Raw genomic sequence first — 19,013 nt, forward strand, 5'->3', positions numbered from 1 at the left:
CTCTATCCCTATACAATTAGTAAGAGGGATTGGTTTGCTTCTCATTAATAAATCACTAATTCACTAAATCAGTAAATCAATAATTAATAAACACGTGCCCGTAATTTTAGGAATCGAATCATCATGTGATGAAACCTCAGCTTCGGTTTGTGTTGATGGTGTGATCATGAGCAATGTTATTGCCAATCAAACCATACATGAGGCCTATGGAGGCGTAGTCCCGGAGTTAGCCTCAAGGGTTCATCAGCAAAATATTGTTCCGGCTGTTCAGCAGGCATTATTAAACGCAAAAGTAAGCAAAAATGATATTGATGCGGTAGCTTTTACACGCGGTCCCGGACTTTTAGGTTCTCTTTTAGTGGGCGTATCATTTGCCAAAGCTTTCGCACTGGCAAAAGGCATCCCGCTTATTGATATTAACCACATGCAGGCCCATATTCTGGCCCATTTTATCGGCGATAAAAACCCGTCGTTCCCTTTCCTTTGCCTCACCGTATCCGGCGGCCATACGCAAATTGTGCTGGTGAAAGATTATTTTGATATGGAGATCATAGGGCAAACCCTTGACGATGCCGCCGGCGAAGCCATGGATAAGACCAGTAAAATTTTAGGCCTGCCTTATCCCGGCGGACCGCTCATTGATAAATATGCACGCCAGGGGAACCCTGATGCTTATAAGTTCCCAGAGCCGCAGATCCCGGGGTATGATTTTAGCTTTAGTGGCCTGAAAACTTCCATTCTGTATTTTATCCGCGATAACGTAGCTCAAAACCCTGATTTTGTTAGCCAGAACATGGCCGATATTTGCGCATCTGTAGAAAAACGGATCGCTACCATCTTGCTTAACAAACTGCAAAAAGCGGCGCAGGCATATGGCATTAAAGATATAGCTTTGGCGGGTGGCGTATCGGCCAATACAGGCTTAAGGTTAGGACTGCAGGCCATGGCCGAACAAAATGGGTGGAACAGCTTTATCCCTAAAATGGAATACTGTACTGATAACGCCGCCATGATTGCCATAGCAGGCTATCATAAATACCTTAAAGGCGAGTTTATAGGGCAGGACGTTGCCCCGATGGCAAGGATGGCTTTTTAGCCCCCGGCCCCCTAAAGAGTAATAGCCCATGAAAAGGCAGGAATAATTTGTATATTTATGATAATGAATATCATAGAGACGATTAAGCGTTTTCCAGATCAGTCCAGTTGCATAGACTATCTTGAAGGATTAAGATGGCAAGGATTGCCAGAATGCCCGTATTGCAACAGCAAACGGAGCAGCAAGCGCCAGGAAAGCCAACGGCATATTTGCAATAGCTGTAACCGCAGCTATAGCGTTTTGGTCGGCACTGTTTTCGAGGGCACCAAACTTCCTTTGCCGCAATGGTTTTTGGCTATTTCATTAATGCTGAATGCGAAAAAGGGGTTATCTGCACGTCAGTTAAGCAGGGATCTGGGATGCAATCGTAAGACAGGCTGGTATTTGCAGATGCGGATACGGGAAGCCATGCGGGACGGCGGGGATGGCGGTTTGTTTAAGGGTATTGTTGAGGTAGATGAGACTTATTTAGGTGGTAAAAAAGCCAATCACTCAAAGAAAAAGCGGCAGGAAAGGCGCGATAATAATTTGCAGGTCACCGGCATGCAGGATAAACAGCCCGTGATTGGGTTATTGGAGCGGGATGGCCGTCTAAAGCTTCAGGTCATAGATAAGGCACATGGGAAAACGCTCAAACCCATTGTTGAACAATCAGTGAGCACAGATGCTACTATTGTAACGGACGGCTTTGGTGGATATGCCGGTTTAAATAAAATATTCCGTGAACATCAGGTATTAAACAAGGAAAAAGAAGAGTATGCCCGGGGAGAGTATCACACCAATACGATTGAGGGCTTTTGGACATTGTTAAAACGGGGGATATATGGTCAATACCATAAAGTATCGCTCAGACATTTGCAATCATACCTGAATGAGTTCACATTTAAATATAACAATAGAGGCAATAACCAGGTGTTTAACTTTTTAATTAACAAAATGGCTACTGCCTCTTGATGGGCTATTACTCCCTAAAGGGGAGGTATGGCTGAAGCTTAGTATAAAGATGATATTATAAAAATAAATAACACATTAACATTCCCCCTTTAGGGGGTTAGGGGGCATATGAACGCATCAGGATATATTTTTTACATTGTTTTTGTTATTCCGCTAATAGCAGCGATGGTTTGGCTTATGCGCCAGGATAAGAAAAAAGGGAAGATCGGGCTTGTAGTGCTGGCGGTTTTAGTAGTAGGAGTTTTGATTTACGTTTATCTTAACCGCGACGCTTTGAATGGCGTACGGCCATAAGCTTAAAGCGCAGCGGGCTAACCATTTGCTATCATCTTTTCATATTCCCTAATCAACTTTTTGGTGGCCCTTGCAAGGTACGCTGTTATTAACAGGTGCTTCAGATCGCCGGGTGAAACGGTTTCGAGGCTCACCAGCATGTATTTATAATTTTGGTAATGCGGGGTAATGAAAAAGGTATGTGTGTCAAGCGCCATCCATTTTTCGCGCTCGGTGGTGTAAATAGCCAGTTGCTCATCCTTTTCATGTATGTTGGCGAAGATCTTATCGTTAACGTAAAATGCAGGATGCTCAAAGTGCATTTTATGGGTAACACCCGGCAGCGGCAACAAGGTGCTTTTCATAAATTGAAAAAAATATACATATCGGTAGCCATACTTAAAGTTAATAAGTTTTCTCCATGGCATCCAATAAAACAGTAATTTCGGGTGAAAACAGGATTGGCCATGAACAGCAATAACCTCCGGAAATTATACGGCGATATCGATATCTATTTATTCGACCAGCTATTAAAAGGGCGTTTTGACGATTGCCGCACTATACTTGACGCAGGTTGCGGCGAAGGGCGAAACATAGCTTATTTTTTGCAAAACGGCTTCAAGGTTTATGGTTGATCAAAGCGAGCATGCTGTTGAACTGGCCAAAAGGCTATCCGCCGATCTGTGCCCTGATCATTCGCCTGATAATTTTAAACGGTGTACTGTTGAAGACTTACCTTTTGATGACCGACAGTTTGACCTGGTAATTTGCAGCGCCGTGTTGCATTTTGCTAATGATGCCGAGCATTTTGACAATATGGTGCGCTCACTTTGGCGCGTACTGAAACCAGGCGGTTATTTCTTTGCAAGGCTTGCATCTGATATCGGCATTGAAACATTGGTACAACCTTTAGGCAATTATCGCTACCTGCTGCCCGACGGCTCCGAACGATTTTTGGTAAATGAAGGCATCCTGCTTGAATATACCCGTGAACTGGGCGCTCAACTTTATGAACCTATAAAAACCACCAACGTGCAAAACCTGCGCTGTATGACAACCTGGTGCATGCAGAAGCAGTAATCATAATTAACTGCTGAAGTTTTCTCTCCGTCTACGTCATTTTGCTGTTCATCGATACAATGTTGCCATGTATCGATACAGTAAGTGTTAACAACAATTTCGTCCGAAATATTTGCGTTAAGCTTTCAATAACGGTTTACACAACAATTATTATTAACGCTTAACACACCACCTTATGATTATTCTGCTTTGCGGGTTATCTGGATCAGGTAAAACCACCCTTGCTCAACATGTTAAAATGAGGTTATCTGATACTGATATCCCTGTTGAAATTATTGATGCTGATGTATACCGTCAAAAGCTGTTCCCTAACCTGGGTTACACCAGGGAAGACCGTTTTGAAAATATCCGCAGGCTTGGTTTTATTGCCGGTAAATTATCCGGGCATGGTGTGGTGACTATTGTCAGCGCTATAAACCCATATGATGTGATCCGCCGTGAACTGATAGCGACTTACCCTGATGTGAAACTGATCCATATTGATTGCCCGGTTAAAACGCTGTTGCAAAGGGATACCAAAGGCCTTTACAAGCGCGCGTTATTGCCCGAGGGTCATCCGGACAAGGTAACTAACCTAAGCGGTGTTAATGACCCTTTCCAAATCCCGTCATCGCCTGATTTGTATATCAACACCCATATTACCAGGCAGACCGAGGCAACCGAAATGTTGGCAGGTTTTATTCTTGACAACTATCAGCAGGAGCAAATTAAGCAACTACAGCCAGCCGGCCGTTATTAACCAAGCTATGATCAATACAACAGTTAAATTCACGCCCCGGCAAACGTTAATTATTGCGGGGATGCACCGTTCGGGTACATCGCTTATAACCAACTGGTTAAACCGCTGCGGCCTGCAAATTGGCGAGCGCTTATGCGGCAGCGGTACAGGCAATGTTGATGGCCACTTTGAAGATCTGGAGTTTTTGAAGCTGCATGAAGAGATCCTTGATCGTAACAGTTTGGAAGTATCGGGGCTAACCGATACCCGGAATATTGAGGTGCCGCTTTACCAACTTGAAAAGATGAAGGCAGTAATTGGCATTAAACAGCAGCTTTATGAGCAATGGGCCTGGAAAGACCCGCGTACCTGCCTTTTTTGGATACTTATGCAAAGCTGCTGCCAGGCGCCAGGTACCTGGTGGTTTTGCGTAATTACCAATCGGTGGTTAGCTCATTGCTCAGGCGCGATTTTGTATCCGTTGATCAAAAGTACATGGCCCGTAAATATATTCAGCGCCAGGTATGGACTCATTTCAGACGGCCACGCAGGTTGAAAGCATTTTATCATGACCATGCCGAAAGCTATTTAAAAGTATGGATCAATTACAATGAAGCAATATTGAAAATGCTTAAAAAGCTGAAGCCCGATGATTACCTGGTAATTAACTATTCGCAGTTGCTTGAAAACGACAGCGAAGTTTTTTCGTTTTTAACCGGCAAATGGAAGTTTGCACTCAATTATTTCGATTTTAAGGACGTGTATAAGCAGGAGCTGATGAACAAAGCAGACGATATTAGCGAGTTTGTTACCGATAAAACATTGCTGATAAAAGCAACCTACCTGCTGAAACGTTTGGGCAGCTATATGCGGGGCAGTGAAAGTTTTCCGGGGAGGGAGGAGTAGTTTTCTAAACACGGTAAGGCCGTAGTGCTTGATATTGCCGTGAAAATTTGTTATATTATAATATGAATATTATAACAGAATTTTACCAACAGGCCCTTGAACACTGGCCAAAAACCGGGCAACATATTCTTGCTCATCAAACAAATGAGGAAATTGTAGTTTACCAGGCTTACAAGAAAAGTATTGCCCGCTTCGCTGCCGAAAACCAGTTTTTAGGCGGGAATGAATACAGCTACAATCGCATGTCGTGGATTAAGCCTAATTTTTTGTGGATGATGTACCGCTGCGGCTGGGCCGAAAAGGAAAACCAGGAAAGTGTGCTGGCTTTATGGATAAGCAAAAAAGATTTTGAGTCTATTTTAAATGAAGCTGTGATCTCGTCCTTTAATCCCAGTTACCATGATAACCATGAACAATGGCGGGCTGATCTCGACCAAAGGGAAGTACGCCTGCAATGGGATCCCGATCATGACCCATATGGCCATAAGCAGGAACGCCGCGCTATACAGTTAGGCTTAAAAGGAGGGTTACTTGAAAACTTCGGAAAAAAACAAATTATCCGCATTGAGGATATCACCGGTTTTGTTAAACAACAGAAATCCCTGTTGGATAGTGGCAGGCTTGATGAATTGCGGGTACCGGTTGAAAGCGTTTACAGAACTATTGATAACGCCTTGAATGAAAGGGTAGGGATCACTCCATAAGCGACAATATCAAATCTATATCTTGATTAGGCAAATACCTAAACTTCTTTGCATCAGGTCCCACGTAAATAGCAACACTTCTTTGTAATGCCCAGGCCCGGACCCTAAACCGGGGAAAATACTGATCTCTTTGCTGGCGCATTTAGCTCGTCAAATAAACTTCCCGATGATTTTGTGAAACATGTTCATGGTTAGCTTAGAAGTCTATATTTTAAAACCTTATTTGTAATTAATCTAAATAAATATAACTTTGCGCCGGTTCCGGGCCCTGGTGCACTCTGTAGCCCGGATCAGTTAATACTGATCCTTTAATCAATTCATTATTAAGTAAAATATGCATTTTACATTTACCCCTATTCTTGCTTCCGGCAAGCCGGCCATAACAAATGTTTCTTCAAATTTTAAAGTAGTAATCAAAATAGCTTTTGGCTTCATGCTGACGATGCTGTTTTTAAACTATAATGCAACTGCGCAAACCGGCACAGGAACTGTAAAGGGTACCGTGAAAACTGCTGATGGTAAGTCTGCGGAGTTTGTCAATATTGTTTTAACCAATACTAAGTTTGGTGCAACTGCCGGGCAAAGCGGTCATTTTACTATTAAAAATGTTCCCGCAGGTACATATACCGTTGTTGCAAGCTTTATCGGCCTGCAAAGTCAAACCAAAAAGATTACTGTTAGTGCAGGTGAAACCACCACAGTAGGTTTTGTTTTAACCGAAGGGGCAAAAGACCTGCAGGAGGTTTATGTTAAAAGCGCCAGGCACAACAAATTCCTGAAGAAAGAAACTGAAGATGTAGCCCGCCTGCCGCTGAAAAACCTTGAAAACCCGCAGGTATACAGTGTAGTTACCAGCGAACTGATGAAAGAACAGATTGTAACCAGTTATGCAGATGGTTTTAAAAATATCCCGGGTACAGGTGTGCCATTAGTATATAATAACGGGCGTACCACCTTGCTATCAAGAGGTTTTGTTACCGGCAACTTTATCCGTAACAGCGTGGCGGGGTATAATTTTAATAGTATCGACCCTGCCGATATTGAAAAGATAGAAGCTATAAAAGGCCCTACCGGTACACTGTTCAATAGCAGCCTGGCTTCATTCGGGGGCTTGTTTAATCGTGTTACCAAACAACCCAATGAAACACCACGTACCGAAATCGCTTACCAAACGGGCAGCTTCGATCTCAACCGCCTTACGGCCGATGTTAACATGCCTTTAAATAAGGATAAAACCGTATTGTTCCGCGTTAACGCGGCGCTGCACAACGAGCACAGTTTCCAGGACGCGGGCTTTAACCGCGGTTTTTTTGTAGCCCCCAGCATAACCTACATCATTAATGATCGTTTATCGGTTGATGTTGACGCCGAAATAGGTAACTCGAACGCTACTTCGGCCTACAGGCTTGCCCCGGATATCAAAGGAAAGACCTATAATGTTAAAGATCTCGGCATCGACTATAAACGTTCTTTCGGTAACAATAGCGTTGATTACCTGAGCAGGCAAATTGATCTTTATTCATTGATCAATTACAAAATTTCGGATCACTGGAAATCGCAAACCATGTTCAATAAAACTTTTTCGACCACCAAAGGCATGGTTACCGCGTTTACCCTTGTCGATAGTAGCAAGCAGATAAAACGGCAGGCTACCCAGGAAGATTATCCTTACTATATCACCAACGTACAGCAAAACTTTATAGGCGATTTTAAAATCGGTCAGTTCCGTAACCGCATTGTTGCAGGTTTAGAGTATTATAATCAAAAAAGCAATAATACCAACGTTACCGTAAGCACCCCGGCAATCAGTTACCTTGATCCGGGAGCAGCTTATAATAGTTTTACGGCAGATAAAGTTTCGGCACTTGTGGCCGCTGCCGCTCCCAAGCCCGGCGATTATGTTCAAAATAACCAAAGCTCTTACGCTGCCTATGTATCAGATGTGTTTAATATTACCGAACGGCTGAATGCCATGGCCAGCATCCGTATCGACAGGTTTGTTAACAAAGGCGCTTACACACCCGCCGATGGCAAAACCACCGGCAATTTCAGTCAAACGGCATGGTCGCCCAAATTTGGTTTGGTTTACCAGGTAGTTAAAGACCAGCTATCGTTATTTGGCAACTACATGAATGGCTTTAACAATGTAAGCGCAACGAGTTTCGACAATACGCCCTTTAAACCGCAATATGCCAACCAGTGGGAGGCAGGTGTAAAGGTAGATGCCTGGGATCACAAGATCAGCTCGACTATCAGTTACTACGATATCTCGGTAACCAACACTACTATGGATGATCCTGCCCATCCCGGCTTTTCAACCCAGGCTGGTACTCAACTCAGCAAAGGTATCGAGGCTGAATTGATTGCTAATCCTTTTAACGGTTTCAACATTGTAGCTGGCTTTGCGTATAACAACAGCAAAATTACCGCCGCCGCTCCTGGCACAGGTCTGCAGGGTTTACGTCCTGCCAACTCAGGTCCGGCAAGGTTGGCCAACCTATGGATGAGTTATCGCATTACCCACGGTAAAGTTCAGGGTTTAGGTTTTGGAGTGGGCGGCAACTACGGAAGTGATTCATACCAAACCAATACCGCGGCGTTTAAATTCACCATACCGTCATATACTACGGTTGATGCCACTGTATTTTATGATCAGCCCAAATTCCGCATCGGCTTTAAGCTGGACAACCTGACCAATGAAAAATACTGGTCGTTCCGTTTGGCGCCACAAAACCCAACTCGTGGTACATTAAGCATGAGTATTAAGTTTTAAAAATAATCGCATACAATTATATATAAAAGGCTTACCTCATTAAGGGTAAGCTTTTTTTATCGCTAAAATTTATTGTTGAATGTCGCATCCCGGTGCATTTTTTCGTATCCCTTCTAAACCATACTTTACACAAACATGAAATTACATTTAACCTTGTCGTCCCTGCTATTATTGGCATGTTTTAAATTGTCCGCACAAACAAACGCTATTCAATTTGGCATCAGGGCGGGCGTAAGCGGCACCTGGTTATCCCGGACGCCCGGCACGGATGTGCAGATCCGCGATGCCGAAAAAGCGGGTCCGGCTATTTCGCCGGGGCCTTTGCCAGCTTTAATGTCAACAGGTTTTCGTTGCAGCCGGCTATTATTTTCAATTCATTAAGCAGTAAAACTACCGAAGAAGTTTTAAGCGGAGATATTGTTTACCGGATGTATGGCAAATGGCGTTTATATTATATCCAGGTGCCGGTTAACCTGGTTTATAATATTCCGGTTCATGGCGGCAAATTTTATCTGGGCGCCGGGCCATATATTGGTTGGGCTTTGTCAGGCAGGTTTACACCGGCAAGCAACGAATCGCCGGGGCAATCATCTCCCGCCAACTTTAGCTTCAAAGCCAAATTCGGCAGTGATGACAGGAGCAATTTTAAATCTTTCGACTATGGAGCCAATGTAGTCGCCGGCTTTGAGTTTGATAACGGTTTAATGATTAATGCGGTTCATGATTTAGGGCTTGCCAATATCGAGGTTGGTAATTACCCGTACGAGAAAACCAGGACCCGGAGCCTGGGCATTGCTTTAGGGTATAAATTTTAGTGAAGCTTTTTAGCTCAATTTTGCAAACCAGACCTGTCAACATGCTTGCTTTACCTTATACTTCTTGTGGCAGATGTTAACCTCATTCAAAACTTTCATAGCCGAAATTTGTATTTCAACTATGAAAGCATTGGTTTTTGAGCAGGCAGGCAATGCCGCTGATGTGATACAACTGAAACATTTAGCCTACCCCAAACCGGCTTCCGGCCAGTTGCTCATCAGGGTGAAGGCCTGCCCTGTACACCCGGCCGACCTGCTTTTTATTGCCGGAAAATACCGCTATCAGCCGGTGCTGCCCCAAATAGCAGGACTGGAAGGTGCCGGTTATGTTGAAGAAGCCGGACATGACAGTATTATCCCCAAAGGCAGCCTGGTAGCTTTTAGCAAAATAGGGGCTTGGGCGCAATATGTGGTAGTTGACGAGCAGGACGTGGTATTATTGCCCGATACCTTCCCATTAGCAAAAGCCGCGCAATTATTACTCAATTCGTACACCGCATATGGTTTAATACAAGAAGCACAAGTAAAAAGCGGCGACTGGCTGCTGCTTACCGCGGGCCATTCCACAGTATCGCGCATAGTGATACAGCTTGCCGCCGAAAAAGGTATTTGTGTTATAGCCACCGTACGCGATGAGGCGCAAAAGCAAGAGTTATTAGCTTTAAAAGCCGAAGAAGTAATAGTTCCCGAACCCGGTACGCTTAAGCAGGTTATTGATGAAATTACCAAAGGCAAGGGCATCAAAGCGGCACTTGACGCGGTAGGCGGGGAGCTGGCTACTGAAATAATATCCTCGTTGTCGCCCGGAGGGCACCTTATTGTTTATGGTTTGCTTGATCCACAGCCGGCTGCCTACCTCAACGCCGAAGTCGTTTTTAAAAACCTGGTCATTAAAGGTTTTGGTGTGAGGGGATATGTGGCAGGACTTTCGCTCGAAGAAAAAACTCAGATGATCAGTCATTTAGTACATTCCATTGGCAGGGCCGAGTTTCAGCTTTCCCCATCGGCAACTTATACAGTTGATGAGTTTGCGCAGGCTTTTGCTTATGATAAAGGGGGAAGGTTTTATTAGCGTTTTAGCTGCAAATAGTTGTATTAAATAGTTAAACAAATCGTAAATTTAGCATTAAGCGCACGGGTCTCGTACGTACCTAAATTGTTTGTTATGAAAACTATATTAATACCGGTAGATTTTTCCGACACCAATACCAATGCTATAAAATATGCAGCCGACATGGGTTGTGATATGCCGGTAAAGAAAATTATACTGCTCAAAAGTTATTATACATCGGTATATGAACAAATCCTTCCTTCTCCCGATTTTTTATTGATAAGCGCTGATGATATTGAAAATGAGCGACAAAAAATAGAAGTTCAGCTTAAGGAGCTCATGAAAAAGCTGAAAAACCGCTGCCACGAAAATATTGAGATAGAAACGGTAGTTAGCACTGAGCCTATCGTTAGGGCTATACACAATGTAGTTGAAGATCAGCACCCCGACCTGATGATAGTTGGCGGCGATATGGGGCATGAGTTAAGTATGATTGGCGAACAGATTATCGAAATTGCAAAAAGCAGTCCGGTAAAAGTATTGGTTATTCCGCCCGATTGTAACTATCATAAAATAGAACAGGCACTGGTACCCTGTGATTTGGAAGCCTTAGCCCGGCTCGGCGTTTTAAAAGGCCTTAACACGTCGCACAGCTGGCTTAACCCAAAGCTGATGCTCCTGTATGTCGACCCGAAGAAAAAACATATTGGCCGGGAGGCCGAATTTGAAGCATCGGTAAAACAACTGGTTAATTGTTATGAATGTAAGCTTCATTATTCGGATGATAAAAATATTGTACGGGGCATACTCAATTTTGCTACAGAACAGCAAGTACAATTGATCATTGCCCTGCCGGGCAAACACAGCTTTTTTTATAATTTAACCCACAGCAGCATAACCGAAGCTTTGTCTTTAAATGCCAGGCACCCGGTATTGATACTTAAATAAATATTTGTATCGACTTTATCATCTTGTCTTTTAAGTTTGCGTCTTAATGAATTGTTAATTTTTACCGCAAACAGATGAGCATGTATAAACTCAAAGTAATAACATCAACCGTACGTCCGGGTCGTAAAGGGCCTGCAATAGCAAAATGGATAACTGAGGCAGCCAACAGCCATGGTTTCGAGGCTGAAATGATTGACCTTGGTGAACTTAACCTCCCCTAATGAATGAGCCTGTTCATCCTGCCCTTAAGCAATACGAACACGACTATACCAAACAATGGAGCGCTAAAATTGAAGAGGCGGATGCCTTTATTTTCGTAACTGCCGAATATGATTATAGTTATCCTGCCCCGCTTAAAAATGCAATTGAGTACTTAGTACACGAGTGGGCTTATAAGCCAAGTGGCATTGTAAGTTATTCTATAGGCCCTTTTGCCGGAGTAAGAGCAGTTATGAGTTTAAAAACCGATTTGCTCTCACTAAAAAATGTAACCCTTGCCGAAATGGTAAATATCCCTCAGCTAAATCAGTTTGTTGACGAGGACAATAACTTTATGGCGGATGAAAGACTGGATAAAAATGCCAAAATTATGTTCGACCAATTGGTAAGGTGGACAAAGGGTATGAAAGCGATTAGAGAAGATAAGTTTTAAATAACAACCCTGCTTTAAACAGCCTGGGTTTTGTATTTCCTGATGGTGTAAACAGAAAAGCTTTGACAGATTCATGTCCTGTAAATCTTGGGGTTCACAATGATTTAACGCTGTCGTTAAGTATTGCTAAAACCTTTCTGTTTATATTTAGTTAAGTAGTCATTTATAATTAGCTTACTTAATTAAAGGCATGGAAAATTTTACAATGCTGCAGTTTTTTGAATGGTATTACCCAGCCGGAGGCAGATTGTGGAATCAGTTAAAAAATGATGCAGAAAACCTGAAGAAAAAAGGGATCGATTCGGTATGGCTTCCGCCGGCTTATAAAGCGGCAAGCGGGGGCTCTCGGCCGGGTACGATGTTTACGATATTTATGATCTTGGCGAGTTTGATCAGAAAGGTACGATCGCAACAAAATACGGCACAAAACAGGAGTATCTCGATGCTATAGCTGCGGCACAAAAAGCTAAATTAAAGGTGTATGTGGATGTGGTACTTAACCACATGGGCGGTGCCGACGAAATTGAAAAGGTAAATGCCCGCAAAGTTGACCCCGCTAACCGTAACGAGTTTATTAGCGAGGTTTACGAAATAGGTGCATATACCAAATTCACTTTCCCGGGCCGCAAGGGTAAATACTCCAAATTTATATGGGATTGGCAGTGTTTTTCGGGTATTGATTATGATGCCTATAAAAAGGAAACGGCCATATTCAGCATCCAGAACCAATATGGCGAGGGCTGGAAAGATGTACTTGACGACGAAAACGGCAATTTTGATTACCTTATGCTTTCAGACATTGACACCCGTAACCCAAGCGTACGGGACGAACTGAAAAAATGGGGCAAATGGTATTTTGAAACCGCAAAATTTAATGGCTTCAGGCTTGATGCCATTAAACATATGGATCATGGCTTTTACAACGAATGGCTTGATTATATGCGCAATGAGTTTAAGCAGGAGTTTTTTACTGTTGGCGAGTATTGGGCTTTCGATTTGCCTAAATTATTAAAATACATTGAGGTGACCGAAGGGCGCATGTCGCTTTTTGATACCTTACTGCATGATAACTTTCATCATGCTTCGAGGGCCGGGAAGGATTATGACCTCACCACTATTTTTGATAATACACTTGTGAGCGTAAAGCCCGAACTGGCAGTTACACTTATCGAAAATCACGACACCCAGCCGCTGCAGTCGTTGGAGCAACCAATCGATCAATGGTTTAAGCCTTTGGCCTATGCGCTGATCCTGCTGCGTGAAGCCGGTTACCCATGCGTTTTTTATGCCGATATGTACGGCGCAAAATATACAGACAAGGGGGGCGACGGTGAAGATCATGAAATAGAGCTGCCTGTAGTAACCGAACTGGAAACCATGCTTTATGTAAGGAAAAACATGGCCTACGGAACTCAGCGCGATTATTTTGACCACCCTAACTGCATAGGCTGGACGCGTGAAGGCGATACCGATCACGAAGATTCAGGTTGTGCCGTAGTGATTTCAAACAGTGAGGATGGTTTTAAGGAAATGGAAATTGGGGCAGGGCATGCAGGCAAAGTGTTTGTTGATTACCTCGATAAACACGAGGGAGAAGAGGTAGTGATCACCGCTGATGGTTGGGCCGAGTTTAAAGTGAAGGCTGGATCGGTATCGGTTTGGGGAATTAAGAAGTAATTTCTGTTAAACGGGGTGAACATTTTATACATTTGTTCACCCCGTAATATATACGCTATGAAATACGAAGAAATCCCCCTGGTAAATAATGAGGCCATCCACAATTTTGAATTGACTGTTGAAGGCTACCGTGCTTTTATCGACTACAAAAAAAGGACGATAAAATTTACCTCATCCATACCGAAGTGCCGGTTGAACTGGAAGGCAAAGGCGTGGCATCGGCTATTGTTGAAAAAACATTCAACTATATCGAACAGAATAACCTCAAACTGGTGCCCCTTTGTGTTTATGTGGTATCATACCTGAAACGCCACCCGGAGTGGTCCCGAATTTTGGCTATAGCACCAGGTCACTAATTTATGCGTGTTTTAGTTACGGGTTCATCTGGAAGGTTAGGAGCAGTTACGGCTCAACATTTGCGCACTAATGGGCATGATGTTACCGGCATAGATCTGATCCCGGCTGAGACTACTGATGCGTTGATCGATATTTTAAATAAAGATGCTGTTTTAGCTATCACCCAAAATATCGATGCAATTATTCATACTGCCGCTATCCACGGAAAGCATTATGAATTGAACTATCCGCGCGAAGCTTTCATCGACGTAAATATTTATGGTACGCTCAATTTGCTCAATGCCTGCGTTACAAATGGCATATCTAAATTATTATATACCAGCACCACATCTATTTATGGCGATGCAATGGTAGATAAAGAAAAGGCCGTTTGGGTTGATGAAGAACTGCCTATTAAACCACGGGATATTTACGACATCACCAAGCAAACCGCCGAGCAGCTTTGTAAGGATTTCTTTTACCGCGAAGGCTTGCAAACATCGGTTTACCGCGTTGGTCGTTTCCTGCCCGAAACGGATAACCTCAAACTAAATCACCGACTATACCGCGGCCTCGATGAACGCGATGGTGCCGAAGGCCTCCAATTAGCTTTGGAACAAACTTTTCCTGAGTTCGAGATCTTTAATATCACCAGTAGTTCTCCTTTTAAAAAAGATGAGCTTGTACAATTAAAGCATAACCCGGCAGAAGTGATCATAAAGCACTATCCGCAGGCTAAAACTATTTACGAATTAAATGGCTGGACATTTCCGAAAAGCATTGACCGGGTTTATATAAGTAACAAGGCTAAACGGTATTTTGGTTATGAGCCAAAGTTTACGTTTGATTATCTGTTGAATAACCTCGAACTGTGATAAGACTTGCGAAGTTTTCAAAACTTCGCAAGTCTGGGTTTTAATTGGGGTTTAAATGAAATAAATATTGGACAAATTGAAATAATGAAATCCAAGAAAGTTATAACTTTGTTTCACCACAAGGCTAAATTATGAGCTTTTTTAAACCAAAGTCACAAAAGGAATCTTCTGGTTATTTCATACCCAGCATTAATGGTTTTTCAGAATTAACCAATCCTCCACTTAATGCGTCATTCAATGATATATCTAATAGTTTAGGCTATCACATTGATCAGATTCAAATGTATTTGGGAGACTATGATCCCAATAATGAAATTCAGGCTGTTGGGCTTGAGATTTTATCTGATAACATAGTTTTTATTTGTACTAAAAAGTCTGTCGTTAAATTATCAGAGGATAAAGTGAGAAACTTCCTGAAAAAATTCAACATCAAGGATGAATTTGATGATGTGTCGGTTTCTGCTATTTTAAATGAAGGGATAAAAAACGAATCTTTGACTGTGGAGTTTCTATCTAAAGTCCTTAACCTCAAAGACACCCAGCCAAACGGCATTTTTACCGCCATTAGCCTTGGATTATATCTTTATTTTAATAACGGAATTTTAACACATTTTCAATCGGCTGATGGGCTAAATGAATGCGCAAAGCACTTTAAACAACTGAATCCGGTACTCATTGGAAATTACGAAACTGTAGCAAAAAAATATTGGGGACAAGATATCTCTAAAATTACTGAGGAAGTAAATATTCAAGCATCGGCGCTTGCTGATGTGCCTGATGCAATCAATAATACATTTACCAAGCTTCATGAAGGAGAACTGGGAACCATCAATTTTCGAATGTTAATGGTCTGCCATTATGATAGTGAAATTTCGTTAGATGAGTTTTTGCAGATAAATCATGGACGATATAAACACCTTCCAAGCCAAGTGGACATCGGCACCGAGAAGTATATCTTAGGCAAATTCTTATATGAATTTTCTAAAGTTGGGAATTTGATTAACAAGTATCAGGTAAGTTAATCCTTACGTATTTATGCGCATCTCTTAATTCCTCCTCCTGAAAATATCCATCAGTTAGTGATTATTTTCAAACCATTCACCTAATCAACCACTCACTATTCACTAATACGGAGAAGTACTAACCGCCGTCCATCCGCCATCAACTACCAAATTTTGCCCGGTAATGTGCCTTGCATCGGGCGAAACCAAAAACAACACCGCGTTTGCCACATCTTCAACAGTTGCGGCGCGACCCATAGGGGTAATGCGGGCCCAGGTTTTTTGATATCCGGCATCTTCCATCGTGCGCTCGGTAAGGGTGGCACCGGGCGCCACGGTATTCACGGTAATTTGATGTTGTGATAGTTCAACCACCAGGCTTTTGGCCAGCATTTCGAGGGCTGCTTTAGTCATACCGTAAGCGGCAAGGTCCTGATGGGCCTGGTGCCCCGTAACCGAGGACATGAACAGGATGCTGCCCCCGCTTTTTTGTTTCACAATTTGCCTGGCTGCCCTTTGCGCCAAAAAGAAACTGCCCTGCAAATTAACATTCATTACACTTTGCAGGGATTGGGCAGGGTAATTCAAAAAATCGCCAAACAAAGTGATCCCGGCATTGGCGACGGCAATGGTAAGTTTGCCATAACGCTGTACCGCTTCATCAACCATTTGCTGTATAAAATCAATGTCCGAAGCATCGCCGGCTATCGGGTAACAATTACAGCCGAGCCCATTAATGGTATCGGATGCCTGAACAGCCAGTTCTTCACTCAAATCATTCAATAATACATCCGCACCGGCGAGACTTAGCTGTTTAGCTATTTCAAAACCTATCCCTTGCCCGGCACCGGTTATTATGGCTACCTGTCCGCTAAATTTATCAGTTATCATTTTTTAGGTTGATGGTTTAATAATCTATTGCATTATGTCATTTCGACAGAACATGTGTGTTGGGGAATGATCGGGGTGAGGAGAAATCTTATACAAGCGATAATCCAAATGCATGGTGTATAAGATTTCTCCTTACTCCACAGCGCAGTCCATCCCTTCTCGTCGAAATGACATTTTTTTAATCTCTCAATGCGAATCCCTTAAAACCTCACTCCCCGAGCCCCCTCTTAAAAAATCGAGATCAGCCCCAAGATGGGCTTGCTCTACATGCGTTTGATATAAATAAGTGTATCCCCGTTTGCTGATATTGTTGTTTAATACCAGTTTTGATTTTCTTTCGGCAATTTCTTCATCACTAACCTCAAGGTGCAGTGTACCGGCGGGTACATCAAGTTTAATCATATCGCCATCCTGTACTATAGCCAATGTGCCGCCGATGGCCGCTTCTGGTGATACATGCAGTACTACCGTGCCAAAGCCGGTACCGCTCATCCGCCCGTCAGAGATTCGTACCATATCGGTAATGCCCTGGTCGGCCAGTTTTTTTGGGATCAGCATATTGCCAACTTCGGGCATACCGGGGTAGCCTTTTGGGCCTGCATTTTTCAATACCAGCACACTATTTTTATCCACATCCAATGCCGGATCGTTAATGCGATGATTAAAATCCTCTATATTTTCAAATACCACGGCCTTACCGGTATGCTGCATTAAGCCCGGGCTTGCCGCCGACGGTTTCATCACAGCCCCGTTTTCACAAAGATTACCTTTCAGTACCGTTATACCTGCTGTTGGGTTAAAAGGATTATCAACCGGCGCTATCAGTTCGCGGTTAAAACATTCGCTGTTTTCATAATTACGCAATATAGGGTGGCCGCTTACGGTTATGGCACCGCTGTTAAGTTGTTCATGCAGCTCTTTCATTAAGGCCGGTAAACCACCAGCGTAATAAAAATCCTCCATAAAATATTTGCCCGAGGGCTGCAGATTGGCCAGTAAGGGTATTTTGCGGGATGATGTATTGAAATCATCCATACTTAAATCAATCCCGATGCGGCCTGCTATGGCCAGCAGGTGAATAATAAAATTTGTAGAGCCGCCAATAGCCGCATTAACGGTGATGGCATTTTCAAAAGCCTGCCGGGTAAGGATGTCTGAAGGTTTCAGATCTTCATGCACCATATCAACAATGCGATTGCCCGATAGGTGCGCTAATACTTTACGACGAGAGTCGGCCGCGGGGATAGCCGCATTCTCTGCCAGTGAAAGTCCCAGCGATTCGACCATGCAGGCCATTGTCGATGCCGTTCCCATTACCGCGCAATGCCCCTGGCTGCGGGCCATGCAGGCTTCGGCAGTATAAAGGTCTTCATCGTTCATTTGCCCGGTTTGATGATCGGCGAAAAAGCGCCAGATATCCGATGTGCCGATATCCCGGCCCCGGTATTTCCCTGTTAACATGGCCCCGCCCGATACTACTATGGTTGGAATATTTACGCTGCAGGCTCCCATTACCAGTGCAGGCGTGGTTTTATCGCAGCCGCAAAGCAGCACCACGCCATCCAGCGGATTTGCACGGATACTCTCTTCAACATCCATACTTACCAGGTTTCGGTACAGCATGGCAGTAGGTTTAACCAAAGTTTCGCCTAATGACATCACCGGGAATTCAACGGGATATCCACCGGCTTCATAAATGCCGTTTTTTATAGATTGGGCTAATTCCCGGAAATGGGCATTGCAGGGTGTAAGCTCCGACCATGTATTGCAGATGCCAATCACCGGCTTCCCCTGCAACTGATGTGCCGGGATCCCCTGGTTTTTCATCCAGGCGCGGTATATGAAGCCATCCTTGCCTTTTTTACCAAACCATTGCCGGCTTCGTAGCGGTTTTTCCTCCATTATATAAGATGTGTTGTGTTTTGAATTGGTTGTTTAACAAATATAGATTTCTATAAATCGTTTTAGGCATTGTAAATGAAAAGTTAGAGAAATAGTGTGCCGGAGGTATGCAAGTCATCGTTGGCAGAGTTTCCGGCGGTTGTCTTCCTAAGTATATAGCAAAGGTTGCAACTGGATAAGTTATTTATAGACCGGATAGATGTTGATGACTCGTGATTTTTGTAAGTATTAACTGCGGTGCTCAAAACAGCAAGCTGAATGAGGGCGTTGCCTTCGGCCGGGCTATTCGTTCATACGCCTGCAGGCTTTACGCTCGTTGGCCGGTACCCGCTGCTATCCCTAACGCTGGTTTTCGAGGCTT

24 protein-coding genes are annotated in these 19,013 nt (G+C 43.4%); 21 read left to right on the plus strand and 3 right to left on the minus strand.

Annotated features, from left to right (window positions below; genetic code table 11):
* Nucleotides 1-94: 94 nt before the first annotated feature.
* From tsaD to ACQ86K_RS33195, 3 genes are all read left to right on the plus strand, one after another.
* Nucleotides 95-1,096, plus strand: a complete 1,002-nt coding sequence (tsaD, locus tag ACQ86K_RS33185; protein ID WP_091175954.1) for a tRNA (adenosine(37)-N6)-threonylcarbamoyltransferase complex transferase subunit TsaD — start codon at nt 95-97, stop codon at nt 1,094-1,096.
* Nucleotides 1,097-1,159: 63 nt separating this feature from the next.
* Entirely contained in the window at nt 1,160-2,050 is an 891-nt protein-coding gene (locus ACQ86K_RS33190) for an IS1595 family transposase (protein WP_189549506.1), read from the plus strand.
* A 108-nt stretch (nt 2,051-2,158) separates the two neighbouring features.
* A complete protein-coding gene (locus tag ACQ86K_RS33195; RefSeq protein WP_091176516.1) occupies nt 2,159-2,344 on the plus strand; it encodes a hypothetical protein in 186 nt (61 codons plus the stop codon).
* A 17-nt stretch (nt 2,345-2,361) separates the two neighbouring features.
* Here the strand turns inward: ACQ86K_RS33195 and ACQ86K_RS33200 are convergent, their stop codons facing one another.
* A complete protein-coding gene (locus tag ACQ86K_RS33200) occupies nt 2,362-2,688 on the minus strand; it encodes an MmcQ/YjbR family DNA-binding protein (protein WP_176844614.1) in 327 nt (108 codons plus the stop codon).
* Between the two features lie 84 nt (nt 2,689-2,772).
* Here ACQ86K_RS33200 and ACQ86K_RS33205 point away from each other — a divergent pair, with 84 nt between their 5' ends.
* From ACQ86K_RS33205 to ACQ86K_RS33290, 18 genes are all read left to right on the plus strand, one after another.
* On the plus strand, nt 2,773-2,958 hold the full coding sequence (locus tag ACQ86K_RS33205) for a hypothetical protein (protein ID WP_256337589.1): 186 nt from the start codon (nt 2,773-2,775) through the stop codon (nt 2,956-2,958).
* Nucleotides 2,951-3,403, plus strand: coding sequence for a class I SAM-dependent methyltransferase (locus ACQ86K_RS33210; RefSeq protein ID WP_256337590.1), 453 nt, complete (start codon nt 2,951-2,953; stop codon nt 3,401-3,403). Before ACQ86K_RS33205 ends, ACQ86K_RS33210 begins: the two co-directional genes overlap by 8 nt.
* Nucleotides 3,404-3,578: 175 nt before the next feature.
* The gene (locus ACQ86K_RS33215; RefSeq protein WP_091176522.1) at nt 3,579-4,142 is read left to right on the plus strand and encodes an adenylyl-sulfate kinase; all 564 of its coding nucleotides are present in this window, start codon (nt 3,579-3,581) and stop codon (nt 4,140-4,142) included.
* Nucleotides 4,143-4,149: 7 nt separating this feature from the next.
* Nucleotides 4,150-4,677: a hypothetical protein gene (locus ACQ86K_RS33220; protein WP_431199515.1), complete on the plus strand. Its 528-nt coding sequence runs from the start codon at nt 4,150-4,152 to the stop codon at nt 4,675-4,677.
* Nucleotides 4,674-5,027 (plus strand): hypothetical protein, encoded by a 354-nt coding sequence (locus ACQ86K_RS33225; RefSeq protein WP_431199516.1) that lies wholly within the window; start codon nt 4,674-4,676, stop codon nt 5,025-5,027. The genes ACQ86K_RS33220 and ACQ86K_RS33225 overlap by 4 nt, the downstream gene beginning before the upstream one ends.
* Nucleotides 5,028-5,089: 62 nt before the next feature.
* Nucleotides 5,090-5,731, plus strand: coding sequence for a DUF4291 domain-containing protein (locus tag ACQ86K_RS33230; protein WP_091176527.1), 642 nt, complete (start codon nt 5,090-5,092; stop codon nt 5,729-5,731).
* Nucleotides 5,732-6,065: 334 nt separating this feature from the next.
* Nucleotides 6,066-8,504, plus strand: coding sequence for a TonB-dependent receptor (locus tag ACQ86K_RS33235; RefSeq protein ID WP_091176530.1), 2,439 nt, complete (start codon nt 6,066-6,068; stop codon nt 8,502-8,504).
* Nucleotides 8,505-8,639: 135 nt separating this feature from the next.
* Nucleotides 8,640-8,885: a hypothetical protein gene (locus ACQ86K_RS33240; RefSeq protein ID WP_431199517.1), complete on the plus strand. Its 246-nt coding sequence runs from the start codon at nt 8,640-8,642 to the stop codon at nt 8,883-8,885.
* Nucleotides 8,855-9,319, plus strand: a complete 465-nt coding sequence (locus ACQ86K_RS33245) for an outer membrane beta-barrel protein (RefSeq protein ID WP_431199518.1) — start codon at nt 8,855-8,857, stop codon at nt 9,317-9,319. Before ACQ86K_RS33240 ends, ACQ86K_RS33245 begins: the two co-directional genes overlap by 31 nt.
* Before the next feature lie 121 nt (nt 9,320-9,440).
* Complete coding sequence (locus ACQ86K_RS33250; RefSeq protein WP_431199519.1) at nt 9,441-10,391, plus strand: zinc-dependent alcohol dehydrogenase family protein; 951 nt, start codon at nt 9,441-9,443, stop codon at nt 10,389-10,391.
* A 93-nt stretch (nt 10,392-10,484) separates the two neighbouring features.
* Nucleotides 10,485-11,318: a universal stress protein gene (locus tag ACQ86K_RS33255; protein ID WP_091176536.1), complete on the plus strand. Its 834-nt coding sequence runs from the start codon at nt 10,485-10,487 to the stop codon at nt 11,316-11,318.
* 74 nt (nt 11,319-11,392) lie between these two features.
* Complete coding sequence (locus ACQ86K_RS33260) at nt 11,393-11,539, plus strand: NADPH-dependent FMN reductase (RefSeq protein ID WP_431199520.1); 147 nt, start codon at nt 11,393-11,395, stop codon at nt 11,537-11,539.
* On the plus strand, nt 11,539-11,970 hold the full coding sequence (locus ACQ86K_RS33265) for an NADPH-dependent FMN reductase (protein WP_431199521.1): 432 nt from the start codon (nt 11,539-11,541) through the stop codon (nt 11,968-11,970). The genes ACQ86K_RS33260 and ACQ86K_RS33265 overlap by 1 nt, the downstream gene beginning before the upstream one ends.
* 190 nt (nt 11,971-12,160) lie before the next feature.
* Nucleotides 12,161-12,421: a hypothetical protein gene (locus ACQ86K_RS33270; protein WP_431199522.1), complete on the plus strand. Its 261-nt coding sequence runs from the start codon at nt 12,161-12,163 to the stop codon at nt 12,419-12,421.
* Complete coding sequence (locus ACQ86K_RS33275) at nt 12,340-13,647, plus strand: alpha-amylase (RefSeq protein ID WP_431200982.1); 1,308 nt, start codon at nt 12,340-12,342, stop codon at nt 13,645-13,647. The genes ACQ86K_RS33270 and ACQ86K_RS33275 overlap by 82 nt, the downstream gene beginning before the upstream one ends.
* Nucleotides 13,648-13,832: 185 nt before the next feature.
* Nucleotides 13,833-14,003, plus strand: a complete 171-nt coding sequence (locus tag ACQ86K_RS33280; RefSeq protein WP_431199523.1) for a GNAT family N-acetyltransferase — start codon at nt 13,833-13,835, stop codon at nt 14,001-14,003.
* 3 nt (nt 14,004-14,006) lie between these two features.
* A complete protein-coding gene (locus ACQ86K_RS33285; RefSeq protein ID WP_091176548.1) occupies nt 14,007-14,858 on the plus strand; it encodes an NAD-dependent epimerase/dehydratase family protein in 852 nt (283 codons plus the stop codon).
* 131 nt (nt 14,859-14,989) lie between these two features.
* Nucleotides 14,990-15,880 (plus strand): hypothetical protein, encoded by an 891-nt coding sequence (locus ACQ86K_RS33290; RefSeq protein WP_091176552.1) that lies wholly within the window; start codon nt 14,990-14,992, stop codon nt 15,878-15,880.
* A 102-nt stretch (nt 15,881-15,982) separates the two neighbouring features.
* Here the strand turns inward: ACQ86K_RS33290 and ACQ86K_RS33295 are convergent, their stop codons facing one another.
* Nucleotides 15,983-16,750, minus strand: a complete 768-nt coding sequence (locus ACQ86K_RS33295) for an SDR family NAD(P)-dependent oxidoreductase (protein ID WP_091176555.1) — start codon at nt 16,748-16,750, stop codon at nt 15,983-15,985.
* 186 nt (nt 16,751-16,936) lie between these two features.
* Nucleotides 16,937-18,652, minus strand: a complete 1,716-nt coding sequence (locus ACQ86K_RS33300; protein WP_091176558.1) for an IlvD/Edd family dehydratase — start codon at nt 18,650-18,652, stop codon at nt 16,937-16,939.
* Between the last annotated feature and the right edge of the window lie 361 nt (nt 18,653-19,013).

Source organism: Mucilaginibacter sp. P19 (genome assembly GCF_050632265.1).
Lineage (GTDB): Bacteria > Bacteroidota > Bacteroidia > Sphingobacteriales > Sphingobacteriaceae > Mucilaginibacter > Mucilaginibacter gossypii.